This is a genomic window from Streptomyces sp. PT12, from assembly GCF_003311645.1.
In the GTDB taxonomy this organism is placed as follows: domain Bacteria; phylum Actinomycetota; class Actinomycetes; order Streptomycetales; family Streptomycetaceae; genus Streptomyces.
In genome coordinates, this window is record NZ_QEST01000243.1 from 13,015 (window position 1) to 29,002 (window position 15,988).

Genomic DNA, 15,988 nt, shown 5'->3' on the forward strand with positions numbered 1-15,988 from the left:
TCACCCCACCTCCGCGCCCGCGTCGGCCGGGACGCCGATGCTGCGCCGCCCGGGCGGGATCTCGGGGATCCTGGCGGGCAGCAGGAGGCGGGCGGCCTCGGAGAGCACGCTCAGGACAAGGGCCTCGGCGCCGTTCTCCCCGGCGACCACCGAGGCGTCGGCGGTGCCGGGCACCAGGGCGAGGTCCCCGGCGCCGAGCGGGCGGGGCGCTTCGGGCCCCGCGAGGGCCGCGCCTCCGGCCAGCAGGAGGACGGCGTGCTCGACCCCTTCGGTGTCGAAATCCCGCCGCTGCCCCGGCGCCAGGACGACATGGTCGAAGCTCTCGCACTCGCTGTGCAGCATCCCGCGCCGGGCGAGGCAGCGCCAGGTGCGCTCGGCGCCGTCAAGCGGCAGCGTGCGGGTCGGTGTTCCGGTGCCGGTGACGATCAACGTTCCCCCTCCGCGGGCGTGTTCAGGGACAGCTCGGCGTGGAAGAGCCGCAGCCCCTCGTCTCCGGCGAGCAGCCGTGCCCCGGTGCCCCTTGGCAGGGTGACGGCGACGCCGGGGGCGAGGTCGGCCCCGGTGTCGCCGGTCAGCGCCCTGCCCGAGCCGCCCAGGACGAACACGGTGTGCTCCACCGCGTCGGACTCCAGGTCGAGGTGGGCGGAGGGCGGGAGGGAGCGGGTCTCGACGAGGCGCAGGGGGCCGGTGAGCAGCGTGCCCGGGTCGACGCCCTGGTCGTCGGTCAGGTGCAGGACGGTGGCGTTCACGTCATCCTCGTTCCGTGGCGGGAAGGGGGCGGCCCGGTCGGCGGTCCGCCCCGTCAGGACGCGGGTGGTGTGGGGGGATCTGACCTCCACCACGAGCCAGTCGAGGCGGGTGTCCCCGGTGTTCCGCAGGCCGTGCACGGTGCCGAGCCCCGTCAGGACGAGCGAGCGCGGGGTAACGGGGTGGAGCGTGCCGTCGAGCGCCATCTCGCCCTCGCCCGCGAGGATGAAGTACAGCTCCTCGGTGCGGGTGTGCCGGTGCTCGCCGCTGACGCCGCCCGGTGGCACGCTCGCCCACTCGACGGCCTCCCACTGGCCCGTCAGATCGTGCTGGCCCGCCAGGCACTTCCAGTGGGAGAGCCCCGCGGCGCCGTGCACGCCGTGGACTCCCGACGGCGACGTGGTGTCGGCCAGCAGCACGGCGGTGCCGAGCCGTCCCGCGGGGGTCATCGGCGGTCACCCGCCCCGTGGAGCGCGCGCAGGACGTCCACGGCGGCGGCGAGTTCGTGGGCGGTGACGTCGTTGACGAAGAGGGCCGAGCCGATGCCCACGGGCAGCGGCAGGCGCTGCTGGCCGTCGCGGTGCCTGACGGTGTCGCGGAGGGCGGCGTCCAGGATCTCGCCGGTCAGCAGGTCGTTCCAGGACGGCAGCCCCAGGGACGCCATCACGGCGAGCACCCGCTCCCTTTCGGCGACGCTCACCAGGCCGCGGCGCTCGCCGAGCACGGTGGTCAGCGCCATGTCCACGCAGACGGCCTCGCCGTGCAGCAGCTCGGGCAGGGCACGCATCTCGACGGTGGGGCTGAAGGTGTGCCCGTAGTCCACCACCCGCTCCAACTCGGTCTCCCAGAGGTTGGGCTGAAGCTCCTCGAGCATCCCGTGGATGGCGCGGCGCAGCACCTCGGCCGCCGCGAGCTCCCCGGCGCCCGAGAGGCCCTGGAGCTTTTCCTCCAGCAGCAACGGGCCCTGCTGCTCCAGGAGTTCGAAGAGGCCCCGGTCCTTGATCAGGCCGATCTTGAGGATCTCCGCCAGCCCGTTGCTGAGGTGGCGCCGGTCGAGGGTGGTGAGGAAACGGCGGTCGAGAAGGGTGAGGTCAGCGGGGAAGTAGGTGCCGAGGCGGTTCTTGTGGCCGTTGAAGTTGACGCCGGTCTTGGCCCCGACTCCGGCGTCGACGAGCCCGATCAGGGTGGTGGGCACGCGCACGAACGGGGTGCCGCGCCGGTAGAGGCTGCCGACCAGGCCGACGATGTCCATCAGGACGCCGCCGCCGATGACGATCACCGGCTCGCGGCGCCTGGCGATGCCGAACGCGTCGATCTCGCGGACGATGTGCGCCGCGGTCTCGAAGCTCTTGACGGACTCGTCGGCGCGCACGACGCACAGGTGGTGATCGATGTCGTGGTGGTCGAGGTAGGAGCGGATGCGGTCGCCGTGCAGCAGGTCCACGCGGGCGTCCACGACGACGAAGCGCCGCGGCCTGGTGCCGGGGGCGGCGGGGCCGCCGCTGCCCGCTTCGAGCAGGTCGGTACGTGAGGGCTCGAACAGGTCGTCGCACAGGCGGATCTCGTAGCGGACGGGCTTGACCGTCCGCACGACCCAGGAGTCCACCTGGCTGCTGTAGGTGAAGAGTCCGGAAGGCTCCGCGACGTGGTCGGCGGTGGGCGCCGCCGTGGTCGGGCGCGGGACGTCGAACGTGGTCATCGCACACCTCAGACGCTGGGTTTCCGCGGGATCGCGGGTGAGACGGGTGAGAGGGCCGGGGTGGGAGGGACGGAAGACGGCGATGGCTCGCCCCGGGCCGGACGGCGTGAGCCGTCCGGCACTCTCCGCACACCCTGAACCAGAATGTATGCAGAGTCAAGGATTTTAAAATGCACAAGCATGGGTTACGGTGAGATGCCGCCGCGCTGCCCTCCTCGTGGCGCGTCGTTCCCCGCACGTCCTCGCCCGCGTCCCGACCCGGAACGAAGGATCAGTCATGCCCATCCCGCTCTTCGCACTGATGCTGTGCGTCTTCGGCGTCGGCACGTCCGAGTACGTCGTGGCGGGCATCCTGCCCGGCATCGCCGACGACCTGGGCGTCGGCATCTCGGCCGCCGGGCTGCTGGTCACGGCCTATGCCATGGGCGTCGTGATCGGTGGGCCGATCGTCACCCTCACCACGGGGCGCGTCCCCCGCAAGACGCTGCTGCTCCTGCTGATGGGCGTGTTCATCCTGGGCAACGTGGTCGCGGCGCTCGCCCCGACCTACTGGGTGGCCGTGGTCGCGCGCGTCTTCGCCGCCCTGATCCACAGCACGTTCGTCGCGGTCGGGATCACCCTCGCGGTCGCCATGGTGCCCGAGGGCAAGGCGGGCTCGGCCGTCGCCCGGGTCTCCCTCGGGCTCAACCTCGCGACCGTGCTCGGCGTTCCGCTCGGCACATTCATCGGCGAGCGCCACGGCTGGCGCGCCACCTTCTGGGCGGTCGCGGCCATCACCGCGGGCGCCACCCTCCTGGTGGCCGCCGTGGTGCGCCCCGCGGCGACCGCGCCCGATGGCGGCGGCGTCGCCGAGCTGCGGGTGCTCGGCGTCAGGCGCGTGCGCATGGCCATCCTGATGACCGTGCTCGGCAGCGCCGGATTCGGCACGGTCTTCACCTACATCTCTCCGCTGCTGACCGATGTGACCGGCTTCTCGGAGAACGCGGTGGCCGTCCTGCTCATCGTCTTCGGCGTCGGCTCCGTCGTGGGCACCATCCTCGGCGGGCGGCTCGCCGACCGCTCCCTGATGCCCTCGCTCTGCCTGCTGCTCGCCGCGCTGACGCTGATCCTGGTGCTCTTCGGGGCCATCGCCCCGGTCCGCTGGGTCACCGCCGTGGCGGTGTTCGTCTTCGGCGCCGCGTCGTTCTCCATCATCCCCGGCCTTCAGGCCCGCATCCTGAGCGCCGCCGCAGGCGCCCCCACGCTGGCCCTCGCCGTTAACATCTCCGCCTTCCAGCTGGCCAACGCGGGCGGCTCCTGGCTCGGCGGCGTCGTCCTCGACAACGCCGGGCTGCGCTGGATCGCGCTCGCCGGGGCCTGCGTCACCCTGTGCGGACTCGCCCTCGGCATCGGCGAACTGCTGCGCGACCGGCGCGTCGAGGCCCCCGCGCCCGCCACCGAGGCGTCCCAGGCCACCGAGGCGCGCGCCAACTGACTCCGCCCACCCCGCCGTTCACCACGAGAAAGCGACCGCGCCCATGAGCACCGCGCCCACGGACGCCCCATCGGCCAGCGCCCGCCCCCGGCTGGCCTCGATCACCGGGCTCAGGTTCCTCGCGGCCCTCGCCGTCTTCCTGTTCCACATCGCGATCTTCCGGCCGTTCTCCCACACCGGCGTCTCCGACGCCCTCTTCACCGCCTTCAGCAAGGCGGGCTGGGCGGGCGTCTCGTTCTTCTTCCTGCTCAGCGGCTACGTCCTGACCTGGGCCGCCAGGCCGGGCGACCCCGTGACGGCCTTCTGGCGCCGACGGCTGCTCAAGCTGTTCCCCAACCACCTGGTGACCTACGCGCTGACCATGGCGCTCTACGCCATCGCCTCGGTCTCGCTGGGAACGGCCTTGCTCAACCTGGTGCTGCTCCAGCCGTGGGCGACCGGGGAGCCCGTCTTCTTCAGCGTCAACAACCCCAGCTGGTCGCTCGGTTGCGAGCTGTTCTTCTACCTGATGTTCCCGCTGCTGCACCGGTGGATCGCCGCCGTCCCCGCCGGGCGCCTGTGGTGGTGGGCCGCGGGCCTGATGGGCGCGATCATCGCCCTGCCCGCCGTGGCGTACGCGGCCGTCCCCGGCGAGCCGTCCATGATGGCGCCCGACACCCCGGTCCCGGCCCTCGGCTTCTGGCTCGTCTACATCTTCCCCATCACCCGGCTGCTCGACTTCACGCTGGGCATCGTGATGGCCCGCGTCGTGCTGGAGGGCCGTTGGCCGCGCCTTCCCCTCGCCCCCGTGCTCGCCCTCCTGCTGGCCTGCTACGCCCTGTCCCTCCACCTGCCGGGCCTGTACGCGCTCACGGCGACGAGCGTCGTCCCCTTCGCGCTGCTCATACCCGCCGTGGCGACCCTCGACGTGCGCGGGAGACACACGGTGCTGCGCGGCCGGACCATGACCTGGCTCGGGGAGGTGTCGTTCGCCTTCTACCTGGTGCACTGGCCGGTTCTCAACTACGGGCAGCGCCTGCTCGGCGAGGGCAGGCAATACTCACTGCCCATGGGCACGGCACTGGTGGCGCTCTGCTTCGCCGTCAGCCTCCTGCTGGCCTGGCTGCTGTACATCGGGGTGGAACGCCCCGCCATGCGCAGGTGGTCGGGGCGGCGCCCACGCGCCATGGCGCCGGAGACGGCGCGGCGGCCCACGGGGCCGCCACCCGTCCCCGCGCTGCCGACCGACCTGCGCCCCTGACCGACCGGCACTCCTGACCACCCGGAACCGACACACGCCGCGAAAGGCAAGGCCGTGCGCTACGGCATCAACCTCCCCAACTTCGGCGCCCACACCACCCCGGAGACCCTGAGCGGCTGGGCGCGCACCACCGAGGATCTCGGCTTCCACATCCTGACGGTGTCCGACCACATCGCCCTCACCCCGGACGCGCACCGGCGCTCGCCCGCGCCGTTCTACGAGGCGTTCACCACGTTGACGTGGCTGGCGGCGCACACGAGCACCGTCGAGCTGGCCACGGGGGTGGTCATCGGGCCGCAGCGGCACCCGGTGCAGCTGGCGAGGATCGCCACCACTCTCGACCAACTCTCCCAGGGGCGGCTGGTGTTGGGCGTGGGGGTCGGCTGGGCGCGCCAGGGCTTCGACGCGCTGGGGCTGCCGTTCCACCGGCGCGGCGCGATGACCGACGAGGTGCTGGCCGCGCTGCGGACGCTGTTCACGGAGGAGATCGCGAGCTTCCACGGCGAGTTCTTCCACTTCGACGCGGTGCGGACCGCGCCCCTCCCGGCGCGCCGACCCCACCCGCCCATCTGGGTCGGCGGCAGCAGCCCCGGCGCGCTGCGCCGGGCCGCCCTGCACGCCGACGCGTGGTTCCCGCTGTGGCCGCGCGGCCCCGAACTGGCCCCGGCGCTCCGGGTGCTGGCCGACACCGCCGCGGCGGCGGGGCGCCGGGTCCCCGACTTCTGCCCGACCATCCCGCTGGCCCTCACTCAGCGGCCCGTGCCGCGGGGGCGGCGCCTGCTCGGCCAGGGGACCCTGGAGCAGCTTCACGAGGACCTGAGCCTGCTTGCGAAGCTCGGCGCGCGATACACGGTCCTCAACGTGGACGTCGGGGACGCACGGCTGCGCCGCCCCGCCGAGGACGACTGGGAGTTGCTGCGCCTGCTCACGGAGAAGGTGATCGACACCCGCGGCGAGGGCCTGCGATAGGGCCTGTCCTGGCCGTCTTCCCCGGGTCCGCGCCCCTCGCTACGGAGCCTCGCCGCGTTGCCGCATCGCGCGAGGCGGGCGGGGGCGCTTCGTCACGCCAGGAGATGGGCGCCCCGACACCGGGAAGTAACACACCGTTACGGAGAGGGCGGCGGTGACGCGCGAGCCGGTGGAGGCGGCGTTCGCCGCCGACGCGGTCAGCGGGGCGCCAGCTTCTCGGCCGCCAACTCTTCGGCCGCCAGCTCCTCGACCGGGCGGAAGGGGAAGTCGTAGCCGAAGCTGGTGGGGCCGACGAGGCGCAGCCCCTCGGGCGTGCGCCACCGCGGGTCGGCCGGTGCGCCGATGACCGCGACCCTGGCGCCGAACCGCATGCCCTCGGTGGTCACCGGCGTCCCGGTCTCGGCGTCGAGCACGCACACCAGGTCGGGAACGCTCGCGGCCACGCGGTCGTCGACGCGGGCCACCACGTACTCGTTCTGGAACTCCAGGTCGAGCCGCCGCCCCTGGTGGCCGCCCGTGCCGTCGAGGGACGCGCGTCCGCGGGCGAATCCCCCGACCGTGGCCCGCTCGATCGCGGTGACCTTGCCGCGGAACAGCTCCCAGCCCGCGAGCGCCGCGCACGCCTCGGCGACGATGTCGCGGTGCTCCCCGCGGGCCGCGGCCATCCGCAGGCCCAGGTCGTGGGCCTGCGACAGGGTCGCGGGGATCAGCCCCTCCCTGGCCTGGGCGCCCCGCATCGGGTACATCGTGTAGGTGGCGGAGCAGCCCATCTCGACCGTGACCGCGCGGGCCAGCCGCTCGGCGGTGAGGTTGTCCACCGCGTCGAGCAGCATCGCGTTGCCCTTGTCGTCGACGACCGTCAGCGGGCAGGCGGTGACGCCCCTCAGCGCGGGGGTGAGCATCTGGAGCTCGGGGAACGCCCGGCCCATGCCGTCCGCGTCCACCAGCGGCAGCCCGGCCCGGGCGGCGGCGGCGATGGGCAGCATGGAGTTGACGCCGCCGATCTCGGTGCAGGCGATATGGGTGATCGGCCGGGGCAGCGCGGGGCGCAGCCGGTCGATGGCCCGGGTCACCTCGGTGACGGCCGGGATCTTCTCCACCATCACCGTGGGCGCCCCGATGCCGCCCACCACGACGACCAGGGCGTCGTCGGGCACATCGGACAGGGCCGTCACGGGAACGGGCCCGTGCTCCTCGATCGCCCGCGCCGCGAGCAGGCGGCCGATGTAGGGGTCGCCGCCCCCGCCGGTGCCGAGGAGGGCCGAGCCGCGCGCGATGGCGGGCAGGTGCCCGAGGTCGACGCGGGTGAGCGGGGCGTGGATCGAGGTCATCGGGACTCTCCAAGGAGCAGGTTGCCGACGGCCTTGGCGCGGATGCGCACCGAGTTGCCCGGCAGATAGGAGATGGGCAGCTCGTCGATGTCGACGACCTCCACGGTGGCGGGGTCGGCGCCCGCGGCGACGGCGCGTTCGGCGGCCTCGGTCCTGGCCGCCTCGGTGGCCCCGGCCCTGCCGCCGGCGCCGAGCGTGTAGATCCGGTCCACCTCGCCCCCCGCCTGGGCGATCGAGGCGCCGATGGCGTTGGCCACGCCCGCGTCCTTCGGCCGCGACACCGTGTCGAACCCCGGCAGCCGGTCGCCGAGCAGGACGCTGCCGCCGCCGACGAGCACGGCGGGCAGCGGGTCGGGCGTCACCCGCATCAGGTCGGCGGTCTCGGCGATGCGGTGGGTGATCCGTTCCAGCGCGTGGCGCACCAGGTGCCGGTCGAGGCCGCGCACCAGCGCCGGGTCGCCGATCTCGGCCAGGCCAGCGGCGACGGCCACGTCCGTGGCGGTGAGGGTGTCGCCGCCGAACACCAGGGCGCGCTCCCGCAGCGCGTGCCCGACGCTGTCGGGGCCCACCGTGACGGGCCCCGCCGCGCCCTGGCCCTCGGCGCGGACGCGGCTGCCGCCGCCGATGCCCACCGAGACGACGTCGGGCATGCGGAAGTTGGAGCGCACCCCGCCGATGTCCACCTCGCTGCCCGCCTGGCGCGGGAACCCGCCCGCCAGCATGCCGATGTCGGACGTCGTCCCGCCGACGTCGATGACGACGCAGTCCGCGAGCCCGGTCAGCAGGGCGGCGCCGCGCATGGAGTTGGTGGGCCCCGAGGCGAACGTGGAGACGGGGTAGCTGCGCGCGTACATGACGTCCATAAGCGTGCCGTCGTTCTGCGACAGATACAGCGGGGCGTCGATGCCGCTCGAGGTGAGCGCCGCGGTGAACGCCTCCGTGACGGTCTCGGCGAACGCCAGGAGGGCGGCGTTGAGGATGGTGGCGTTCTCCCGTTCGAGCAGCCCGAGCCTGCCGATGCGGTGGGAGAGCGAGTAGCGGGCACCCGGAAGCGCCTCCCGCAGCAGGGACTCGGCGGCGAGCTCCGCGTCCTGCGAGACGGGGGAGAAGATCGAGCTGATGGCGACCGCCTCCACGCCGTCGGCGGCCAGCCGCTCGCCGATCGCCCGCAGCTCGTCGGGCCGCAGCGGGGACAGCACGCGGCCGTCGAACTCGTTGCCGCCGTGCGCCTGGTGAACGTGGTGGCCCACGGTGGCCGCGAGGTCGCGCGGCCAGTCCGACATGGGCGGCACGCCCGTGCCCGCGGGCAGCCCGAGCCGCACCACGCCGGTGCGCGACAGCTGGCGGCGCTCGACGACGGCGTTGGTGAACTGCGTCGTTCCGATCATCACCGCGGCGACGGCCGAGGCGTCGAGGGGCCCGGCCTCGGCCAGCCCCGCCAGCGCGGCGACGATGCCGTCCGTCACATTGGCGCTGGTGGGCCGCTTGACCGAGGCCAGCATGGTCTCGCCCGACATGAGGACGGCGTCCGTGTTGGTCCCGCCGACGTCGATCCCGATGTGCACGTTGCTCCTTGTCGTTCCCGTGGGGGGGCGTTCCCGTGGGGAGGCGTTCCTGTGGGGGGGGGCGTTCCTGTGGGGAGAGGGCTTGGGTCCCGTGCCGCGCTCAGGCGGCGGGCACCCCGACGTACCGCTTGCGCGGGGGCGGCGGATACGAGAGGCCCGAGGCGCGCAGCCCGTTGCGCACCAGCCCTGCGGCCACCTGCACGGTGGCGGGCACGGGGTCGACGACCGGGACGCCGCCGAGCCCCGCGGCGTCGAGCGCGGGGCGCAGCCGCTCGGCCAGGCCCAGCATCCCGGTGCAGCCGAGCAGCAGCACATGGGCGCCGTCCTCGCGGACCGCGGCGAGCGCCTGCTCGGCCATGCGCGCGACCAGCTCGTCCCCCGTCGACTCGATGGCCAGCACCGGGACGTCGACGGCGCGCACCGAGGCGAGCGCCGACGCCAGCCCGTACCGCGCCGCCGCGGCCTCGAAGCGGCTCGTCAGCCGGGGCAGCACGGCGAGCACGGTGAAGCGGTGGCCGAGCAGCGCGGAGAGGTGCATCCCGGTCTGTCCAGGGCCCAGGACGGGAACGGTCAGCCGCTCGCGGGCCGCTTCGAGCGCCGGGTCGCCCATGCAGTCGATGACGACGGCGTCGGCGCCCTCGCGTTCGGCCTCTACCGCGGCGAGCAGGGTGCCGGGGCCCGCCAGCGCCTCGTCGTAGGCGGACTCGATCGACTCGGGGCCCGAGGCGACCCGCCGGGTGCGCACGGTGACGCCGGGCGCGACCTCGGCCCCGTCGGCGAGCGAGGGGATACCGGCGCCGACGACGGGCCTGACGACGTGCACGGTGACGTTCTTGGACATGGTTTCTCCGACCTAACCGATGCTCAGATGTCCGGGGAAGCTCAGATTCGGGGGAACTCAGATTCGGGGGAACGGTCTCAGCGCCCGCCGAGTCCCGACAGGGCGATGCCGCGCACCAGGTGGCGCTGGAGCAGCAGGACCACCACGACCATGGGGACGACGGCCAGCGTCGCGGCGGCCATCAGCAGGTCCCAGCGGTTGCCGCTCTGCCCGAGGAACATCTGGAGGCCGAGGGGCACGGTGGCCATGTCCATGCTGCTGACGATGACCAGGGGCCACAGGAAGCTGTTCCAGTAGGTCAGGAACGTGAACACCGCGAGCACCGCGATTGCGGGCCTGGCGATGGGCACGATGACCGACCACAGGACGCGCGGCCTGCTCGCGCCGTCCAGCCTCGCGGCCTCCTCAAGCTCCACCGGGATCGTCCGGAAGAACTGCCTCAGCAGGAACGTTCCGAAGGCCGTGAACGCCCACGGCAGGATGAGCGCCTGGTAGGAGTTGTCCCAGCCCAGCTCGCGCGTCAGCAGGAACATCGGGGTGACGACGACCTCCTGCGGCACCATCAGGGTGCCGAGGAAGCACACGAACAGCGCGTTGCTGCCGCGGAATCGCAGCCGGGCGAAGGCATAGGCGGCGGGCACCGAGACCGCGACCACAAGGAGCGCGCCGAGGGCCGAGGTGAGCACCGAGTTCCACAGCAGCCGCCACAGCGGCAGATGGTCGAGGGCGCCCGCGAAGTTGGCCCACTCGAGCCGGGATCCGACCAGCGTGGGCGGCTTGCGGAAGATCTCGTCGGCGGGCTTGAGCGCGGTGGCCACCATCCACACGAAGGGGAACAGGTAGCACAGCAGCACCAGGGTGAGCAGGATCTGGGACACCCACGCCGGGCGAGGGCGTGGCGCGCGGTCAGTCGCCATAGTGCACCCACCGGCGCTGGCCGAGGAACTGGAGCGCGGTCACGAGCATGATCAGCCCGAACACCACCCAGGCGATGGCGCTCGCCATCCCCATGTCGAAGCGCTCGAAGCCCGTCCGGTACAGATACGTCACCAGCGTCTCCGTGGCGTCGCCAGGGCCGCCCCCGGTCAGGACGAACGGCTGGGCGAAGACCTGGAACGACGAGATCAGCGTCATCACCAGCGCGAAGAACAGGCTCGGGGACAGCAGCGGCAGCACGATCGACCGGAAGCGGCGCACCACTCCCGCGCCGTCCAGGGTCGCCGCTTCCATGACGTCCTCGGGGAGCGCGTCGAGCCCGGCCGAGAAGATCAGCAGGTTGTAGCCGATGCCCTGCCACAGCGACAGCAGGACGACGATGGCCATGGCCCACGTGCTCGACCCCAGGAAGTTGGGGGCGTCCCCGCCCGTCACGGACGACCACGTGGACGCGGCGAAGCCGCCGGGCGAGAAGATCACCTGCCACACCACGGCGTTGGCCACGAGGGGCGTGACCGCGGGGAGGAAGAACAGCGCGCGGTACAGGCCGCGTCCGCGGATCCGGGGGGAGATCCACACCGCGAGGCCGAGCGAGATCGCGATGTTCGCCGGGACATAGGCCAGCACGAAGACCATGGTGTTGCGCAGGACCGTCCAGAACGTCGACGCGTCCAGCAGCGCACGGTAGTTGTCGAGCCCGACAAAGGTCCGCTCCCCGAACACCGGCCAGTCGTACAGGCTCACCACGACCGAGGCGACCAGCGGGTAGACCATGAAGATGCCGAATCCGACGACCATCGGGCTGAGGAAGCCGAGCGCCGCCCACCCGTCCCGGGCGCGCGCCCGGGACCGGCGGGCGGCGAGGTGAGAGCTCACGTCACGAACCCGCCTGCTCCGCGACGGTGTTCAGGAACTCCTCGGCCGAGGTCTCCCCGTTGATGGCCTGCGTGCCGTACTGCTGGAACGCGCTGACCACGCTCGTCCAGTCGGCCGTCGTCCGCTCGGCCTCGGCGGACGCCGCCGCGGCCTCCAGGGTCTCCTGGGCGCCCTCGACGGCGTTGTCGTACCAGGACTGCTGCTGCGCGGTGCGCGCCGAGTACGCGCGGCCGCTGCTCGCCAGGTACTCCCCGGCCTCGGGCCCCGTGATCACCGACAGGGCCCGCGCGGCGGCTTCGGCGTCCGAGCAGCCCTGGGTGATGCCGAAGCCCGAGCCCGAGGTGACCGACGTCTGGCCCGCCTCACCGGCGGGGACCGGCGCGATGCCCACGTCGAAGCCCGCGGTGGACTGGGCGTTGATCAGGTTCCACGGGCCGTCGACGGTCATGGCGGCGTTGCCCGCGAGGAACTGGTCGAGCGCGGAGGAGTTCGACGTCGCGGGCACCTCGGCGGCCACCCCCTCGGTGCCCACCAGGTCGGCATACCACTGGAACGCCTCGACGAAGTCGGGGTCGGTCAGGTTTAGCTCGCCCGAGGCGTCGACCGCCTGCTTGCCCGTCATGTTGACCGCCCACGGCAGGAAGTAGTCGATGTTGGGGAACGCCGCGAACCCGTACCGGTCGCCGCTGGTGAGGGTCCGCGCCGCCGCGGTGAAGTCGTCGACGGTCCAGTCGGGTTCGGGCTCGGCGAGCCCCGCGTCGGCGAACGCGTCCCTGTTGTAGTAGACGACCAGCGGGCCGAAGTCGTAGGGCAGCGCCAGCTGTTGCCCGTCCACGGTCATCGCGTCCAGGATCGAGGGGTCGAAGTCCCCGAGGTCCACGTCGTCGGGCAGCACGTCCCCCAGCGGCTGGAGGAGATCGGCGACGCCTGTCACGCGCAGCGACTGCACCCCGACGATGCACGGGCCCGACGAGCTGCCCGCCTGGGTCGCGAGGCGCGTCCAGTAGTCCGCCCAGCTCGCGGTCTCGAACGACATGGTGATGTCGGGGTACCGCTCGGTGACGAGGTCGCCCACGTGGTTCCAGGCGTCGACCTCCGCCTCTGAGCTGCTCCACATGTACCAGGTCAGCTCGGTGGTGCCGGAGTCCGAACCTGACGAGTCCGAGGAACAGGCGGCGAGACCCAACGACATGAAGGCGAGCGCCGCGGCGACGGCGCTCGTGCGCCGCCCGCCGCCGCTGAGGGTTCGGGTCATCAGTACTCCCGGTGCTTGGATGGCCTCTTGTGCTTCTCGTTGACGGCCGTGCTTCTCGTTGACGGCTGTGCTTCTCGTTGACGGTGCTTTGTGCGGGTTCGGCACCAAATATCGGGAAGAGGGTGGTGGGGAGACTCGAACCTAGGACGGCGCCGCCGGGGCCCACAATGAGCGGAACGCCCAATCCCGGCCCCCGGCCTGGGCACCGTGCACAACCGGCGCGGGCCGGTGGGAGGGCCGTGTGAGAGGCTGTCCCATGGCCATCCCACTCGACGCCGGGAGCGCGCCCACCGGCGCCGCCGACCGCCTGACGTCGCTCGACGCCGGCGCGATCGACGATGTCGCCCTGGGCGCCCGGGTGTTGGGCTCGGGCGGCGGCGGCTCGCCGCAGACGCTCGCCGCCCTCGCCCGCGCGGTCGTCGGGACGGGCGGGCCGATCCCCGTGGTGGGGTTGGCGGATCTGCCAGCGGATGGCGTTGTGATGTTCGTCGCCCAGGTCGGCGCCCCGCAGATCCTGCGCGAGCGGCCGCCCGCGCACGAGGCCCGCACCGCCGCCACCGCGCTGATCCGGCACCTGGGCGCCGGGCCCGTGGCGTTCGCCAGCCTGGAGATCGGCGGATCCAACGCCCTGGTGTCCGTCCCGGTCGCCGCGGCCTTCGGGGTGCCGATCGTCGACGCCGACGGCATGGGCCGCGCCTACCCCCGCATCGACCAGACCACGATGGCGCTGCGTGGCATCCCCGCCGCGCCCCTCGCGCTCGCCTCCCCGACCGGCACATGGGTGCTGGTCGGCGACGCCGACCACGGGCGGGCCGAGGACGTGCTGCGCGCCGCCCTCCCCGGGCTCGGCGGCTCGGCGGCGGCCGTCCTGTACGCGGCCCCGGCCGGTCGGCTGCGCGGCGCCGTCATCGACGGCTCGCTCTCCCGCGCGGCCGCGATCGGCCGCGCCCTGCGCCGCGTCCAGGAGCGCAGGGCGCCCCTCGGCGACTTCCTGCGCACGGGCGCCGCCACCGCCCTGTTCGAAGGGGTCGTGCGGCGGATCGAGCATGTGCCGACCGGCTCACCCGCGATGGTGGTGACGGCCGTCGACGCCCGCTCGGGCGCGGTCCTGCGGCTTGACGCGAGCGAGGAGTTCACCGAGGCGCTCGTCGACGGCGAGGTCGTTGCGCGTGACCCCGACGTCATCGTCGCAATGGACGTGCGCTCCTGGCAGGTCGTGATGGCGGACGAGCTCCACGTGGGCCGCCCGCTGCTGGTGCTGCGGCTGCCCGCGGACCCCGCGTGGCACGCCGTCGGCGGGGCAAGGGCGAGGTGAGCGGTGGACTCCTGGCCGTTGACGGTGACCGTGCGTGACCTTCTCGCGCTGCCCGACCTCGCGGATGTGCCGGTCGTCGCGCACGACGACGACCTCGACCGCGCCGTCGGCGACGTGCGCGTGCTCGACCGCGCGCGGCTGGCCGCCGCCCCCGGCGAGCCGCCGCCGCACGGCGTCGTGGGCGGCCTCGCCGTGGTGGACTGCGCCGACGGCGCCCCGGGGGCGCTCGCGGGGACGGACGTGGACGTGGCGCTGCGCGCCGCCGCGCGCCAGCGCGCCCACGCCCTGGTGGCGGTCGGCGCCCCGCGGCTGCCCGAGGCCACCCGCGTCCTGGCCCTGCGGCTCGGCGTCCCCCTGCTCGCCCTGCCGAGGGCCCGCGCCACCTCGGCGATATCGGAGATGATGCTCCAGGTCAGAAGCCCACGGGTCAGGCACGCCGAGGTGGTCTGCGCGGTCGCCGACCGCCTGGGCCGCGCCCCGCGCGAGCCCACGGCCGTCCTCGACATCGTCGCCAACGCGCTGCAAGGGGTCGTCCAGCTCCAGTTGGGCAACCGCATCCTCCACGCCGCCCGCAGCAGGCCGCACGACCCCGCGGCCGACCCTGGCGCGACCACCGTGCCGACGGTCGTTCCGCTGGGGGAGGTGCCCGCCCCGTTCACCGATGTGATCAACGGGCGCGGCACGGCCGTTCTCCCCATCAGGACCCCGGACCAGGGCTCGGGCCAGCTGGTCCTCGTCGCGGCCAACCGCCGCGGCGGCCCCGCCTGGCGCTCCATGGCCCTCGACGCCCTCACCGTGGCGCAGCACCCGGTGGCCGCGTGGCTCGGCTTCGAGCGCCTGTCGGAGGAACGCCGCAGGCACGCGGCGTCCGCCGTGCTCGACGAGATCGCCGCGGCGGGCGGCCAGCTCTCCGCCCAGGCGCTCGCCCTCGCGCTCCAGCTCGGCTGGCAGCCGCGCGGCTGGCACCTGGCGCTCTTCGTCCGCCCGGTCAGCGACGCGCCGCTCGACCTGGGGGAGATGGCCGCGCTCGAGGAGGAGCTGCGCTCGGCGGGGCTGCCCGTCGAGGGCCTTGTGCCCCGCGCCGGAGGCGCGGCCGGGTGGATGACGGCGGCGTCGAGCGACGGGCTGCCCACGGTCGCGGCGACGGTGCGCGGCGTGCGGGCCGCCATCGCCGAGCTGACCCGGCGCGGCGAGCCGGGCGACGTGGTCGTCGGCGTCGGCTCGCCGCAGAGCGGCGCCGACGGGCTGCTGCGCGGCATCGAGGACGCCCGCAGGTCGGCCCTGCTGGCCAGCCCCCATCCCGGCAAGGACCGGGTGCGCGCCCACGCGGGGCACTCCGTGGAGCGGGTGCTCGCGTCCTGGTCGGGCGACGACCTCGCGCGCAGGGAGGCCGCGGCCCTCATCGGCCCGGTGGCCGGAACGCCGTCGGAGGAGACGCTGCGCACCTATCTCGACCTGATGTGCTCGGTCAGCGCGACGGCCGCGCGGCTCGGCGTTCACCGCAACACCGTCATGAACCGGCTGCGCCGGGTGCAGGACGACCTCCGCCTCGACCTCGCCGACCCCGCCACCCGCCTGGCCCTCCAACTGGCCCTGCGCACCGCCCCGTCCACGGCTCCGTCCACCGCTCCGTCCGAGAGGCGCTGAGCGGAGGGCGGGGTGGCGACCCTGGGGTTGGCGTCCCTCTCCTCACCGGCCGGACCCGCGCCGAGACTGTGGTTCCCGAGCCGGTCCGGGTGC

14 protein-coding genes are annotated in these 15,988 nt (G+C 73.6%); 5 read left to right on the plus strand and 9 right to left on the minus strand.

Going from position 1 to position 15,988, the window contains the following annotated elements; translation table 11 throughout:
• Genes DEH69_RS26585 through DEH69_RS26595 form a run of 3 tightly spaced genes read right to left on the minus strand, consistent with a single transcriptional unit; the run spans position 1 to position 2,446 of the window.
• Positions 1-429 (minus strand): hypothetical protein, encoded by a 429-nt coding sequence (locus tag DEH69_RS26585; protein WP_113689532.1) that lies wholly within the window; start codon positions 427-429, stop codon positions 1-3.
• Positions 426-1,196: a cupin domain-containing protein gene (locus tag DEH69_RS26590; RefSeq protein ID WP_113689533.1), complete on the minus strand. Its 771-nt coding sequence runs from the start codon at positions 1,194-1,196 to the stop codon at positions 426-428. The genes DEH69_RS26585 and DEH69_RS26590 overlap by 4 nt, the downstream gene beginning before the upstream one ends.
• Positions 1,193-2,446, minus strand: a complete 1,254-nt coding sequence (locus DEH69_RS26595; protein WP_113689534.1) for a sedoheptulose 7-phosphate cyclase — start codon at positions 2,444-2,446, stop codon at positions 1,193-1,195. Before DEH69_RS26595 ends, DEH69_RS26590 begins: the two co-directional genes overlap by 4 nt.
• Positions 2,447-2,723: 277 nt before the next feature.
• On the opposite strand from DEH69_RS26595, the gene DEH69_RS26600 reads away from it, so the two are divergent.
• The 3 genes from DEH69_RS26600 to DEH69_RS26610 are packed head-to-tail and all read left to right on the plus strand — an operon-like array spanning position 2,724 to position 6,129.
• Positions 2,724-3,920 carry an MFS transporter gene (locus DEH69_RS26600; protein WP_113689535.1) on the plus strand — a complete coding sequence of 399 codons (1,197 nt, stop codon included), beginning with the start codon at positions 2,724-2,726 and terminating at the stop codon, positions 3,918-3,920.
• Positions 3,921-3,963: 43 nt separating this feature from the next.
• On the plus strand, positions 3,964-5,160 hold the full coding sequence (locus tag DEH69_RS26605; protein WP_113689536.1) for an acyltransferase: 1,197 nt from the start codon (positions 3,964-3,966) through the stop codon (positions 5,158-5,160).
• A 54-nt stretch (positions 5,161-5,214) separates the two neighbouring features.
• The gene (locus tag DEH69_RS26610) at positions 5,215-6,129 is read left to right on the plus strand and encodes a TIGR03619 family F420-dependent LLM class oxidoreductase (RefSeq protein WP_113689537.1); all 915 of its coding nucleotides are present in this window, start codon (positions 5,215-5,217) and stop codon (positions 6,127-6,129) included.
• 197 nt (positions 6,130-6,326) lie between these two features.
• On the opposite strand, the gene DEH69_RS26615 is transcribed toward DEH69_RS26610, so the two are convergent.
• From DEH69_RS26615 to DEH69_RS26640, 6 genes are all read right to left on the minus strand, one after another.
• The gene (locus DEH69_RS26615) at positions 6,327-7,460 is read right to left on the minus strand and encodes a DUF917 domain-containing protein (protein ID WP_113689538.1); all 1,134 of its coding nucleotides are present in this window, start codon (positions 7,458-7,460) and stop codon (positions 6,327-6,329) included.
• Complete coding sequence (locus tag DEH69_RS26620; RefSeq protein ID WP_113689539.1) at positions 7,457-9,025, minus strand: hydantoinase/oxoprolinase N-terminal domain-containing protein; 1,569 nt, start codon at positions 9,023-9,025, stop codon at positions 7,457-7,459. Before DEH69_RS26620 ends, DEH69_RS26615 begins: the two co-directional genes overlap by 4 nt.
• Positions 9,026-9,125: 100 nt before the next feature.
• Positions 9,126-9,866, minus strand: coding sequence for an aspartate/glutamate racemase family protein (locus DEH69_RS26625; protein WP_113689540.1), 741 nt, complete (start codon positions 9,864-9,866; stop codon positions 9,126-9,128).
• 77 nt (positions 9,867-9,943) lie between these two features.
• Positions 9,944-10,744, minus strand: a complete 801-nt coding sequence (locus DEH69_RS26630) for a carbohydrate ABC transporter permease (RefSeq protein WP_258534980.1) — start codon at positions 10,742-10,744, stop codon at positions 9,944-9,946.
• Between the two features lie 28 nt (positions 10,745-10,772).
• Entirely contained in the window at positions 10,773-11,678 is a 906-nt protein-coding gene (locus DEH69_RS26635) for a carbohydrate ABC transporter permease (protein ID WP_220131343.1), read from the minus strand.
• Position 11,679: 1 nt separating this feature from the next.
• Positions 11,680-12,933 carry an ABC transporter substrate-binding protein gene (locus DEH69_RS26640; RefSeq protein ID WP_113689542.1) on the minus strand — a complete coding sequence of 418 codons (1,254 nt, stop codon included), beginning with the start codon at positions 12,931-12,933 and terminating at the stop codon, positions 11,680-11,682.
• Positions 12,934-13,189: 256 nt separating this feature from the next.
• Between DEH69_RS26640 and DEH69_RS26645 the strand changes: the two genes are divergently transcribed.
• Positions 13,190-14,248, plus strand: a complete 1,059-nt coding sequence (locus tag DEH69_RS26645) for a DUF917 domain-containing protein (RefSeq protein WP_113689543.1) — start codon at positions 13,190-13,192, stop codon at positions 14,246-14,248.
• 30 nt (positions 14,249-14,278) lie between these two features.
• A complete protein-coding gene (locus tag DEH69_RS26650; RefSeq protein WP_147255877.1) occupies positions 14,279-15,895 on the plus strand; it encodes a helix-turn-helix domain-containing protein in 1,617 nt (538 codons plus the stop codon).
• Positions 15,896-15,988: the final 93 nt, after the last annotated feature.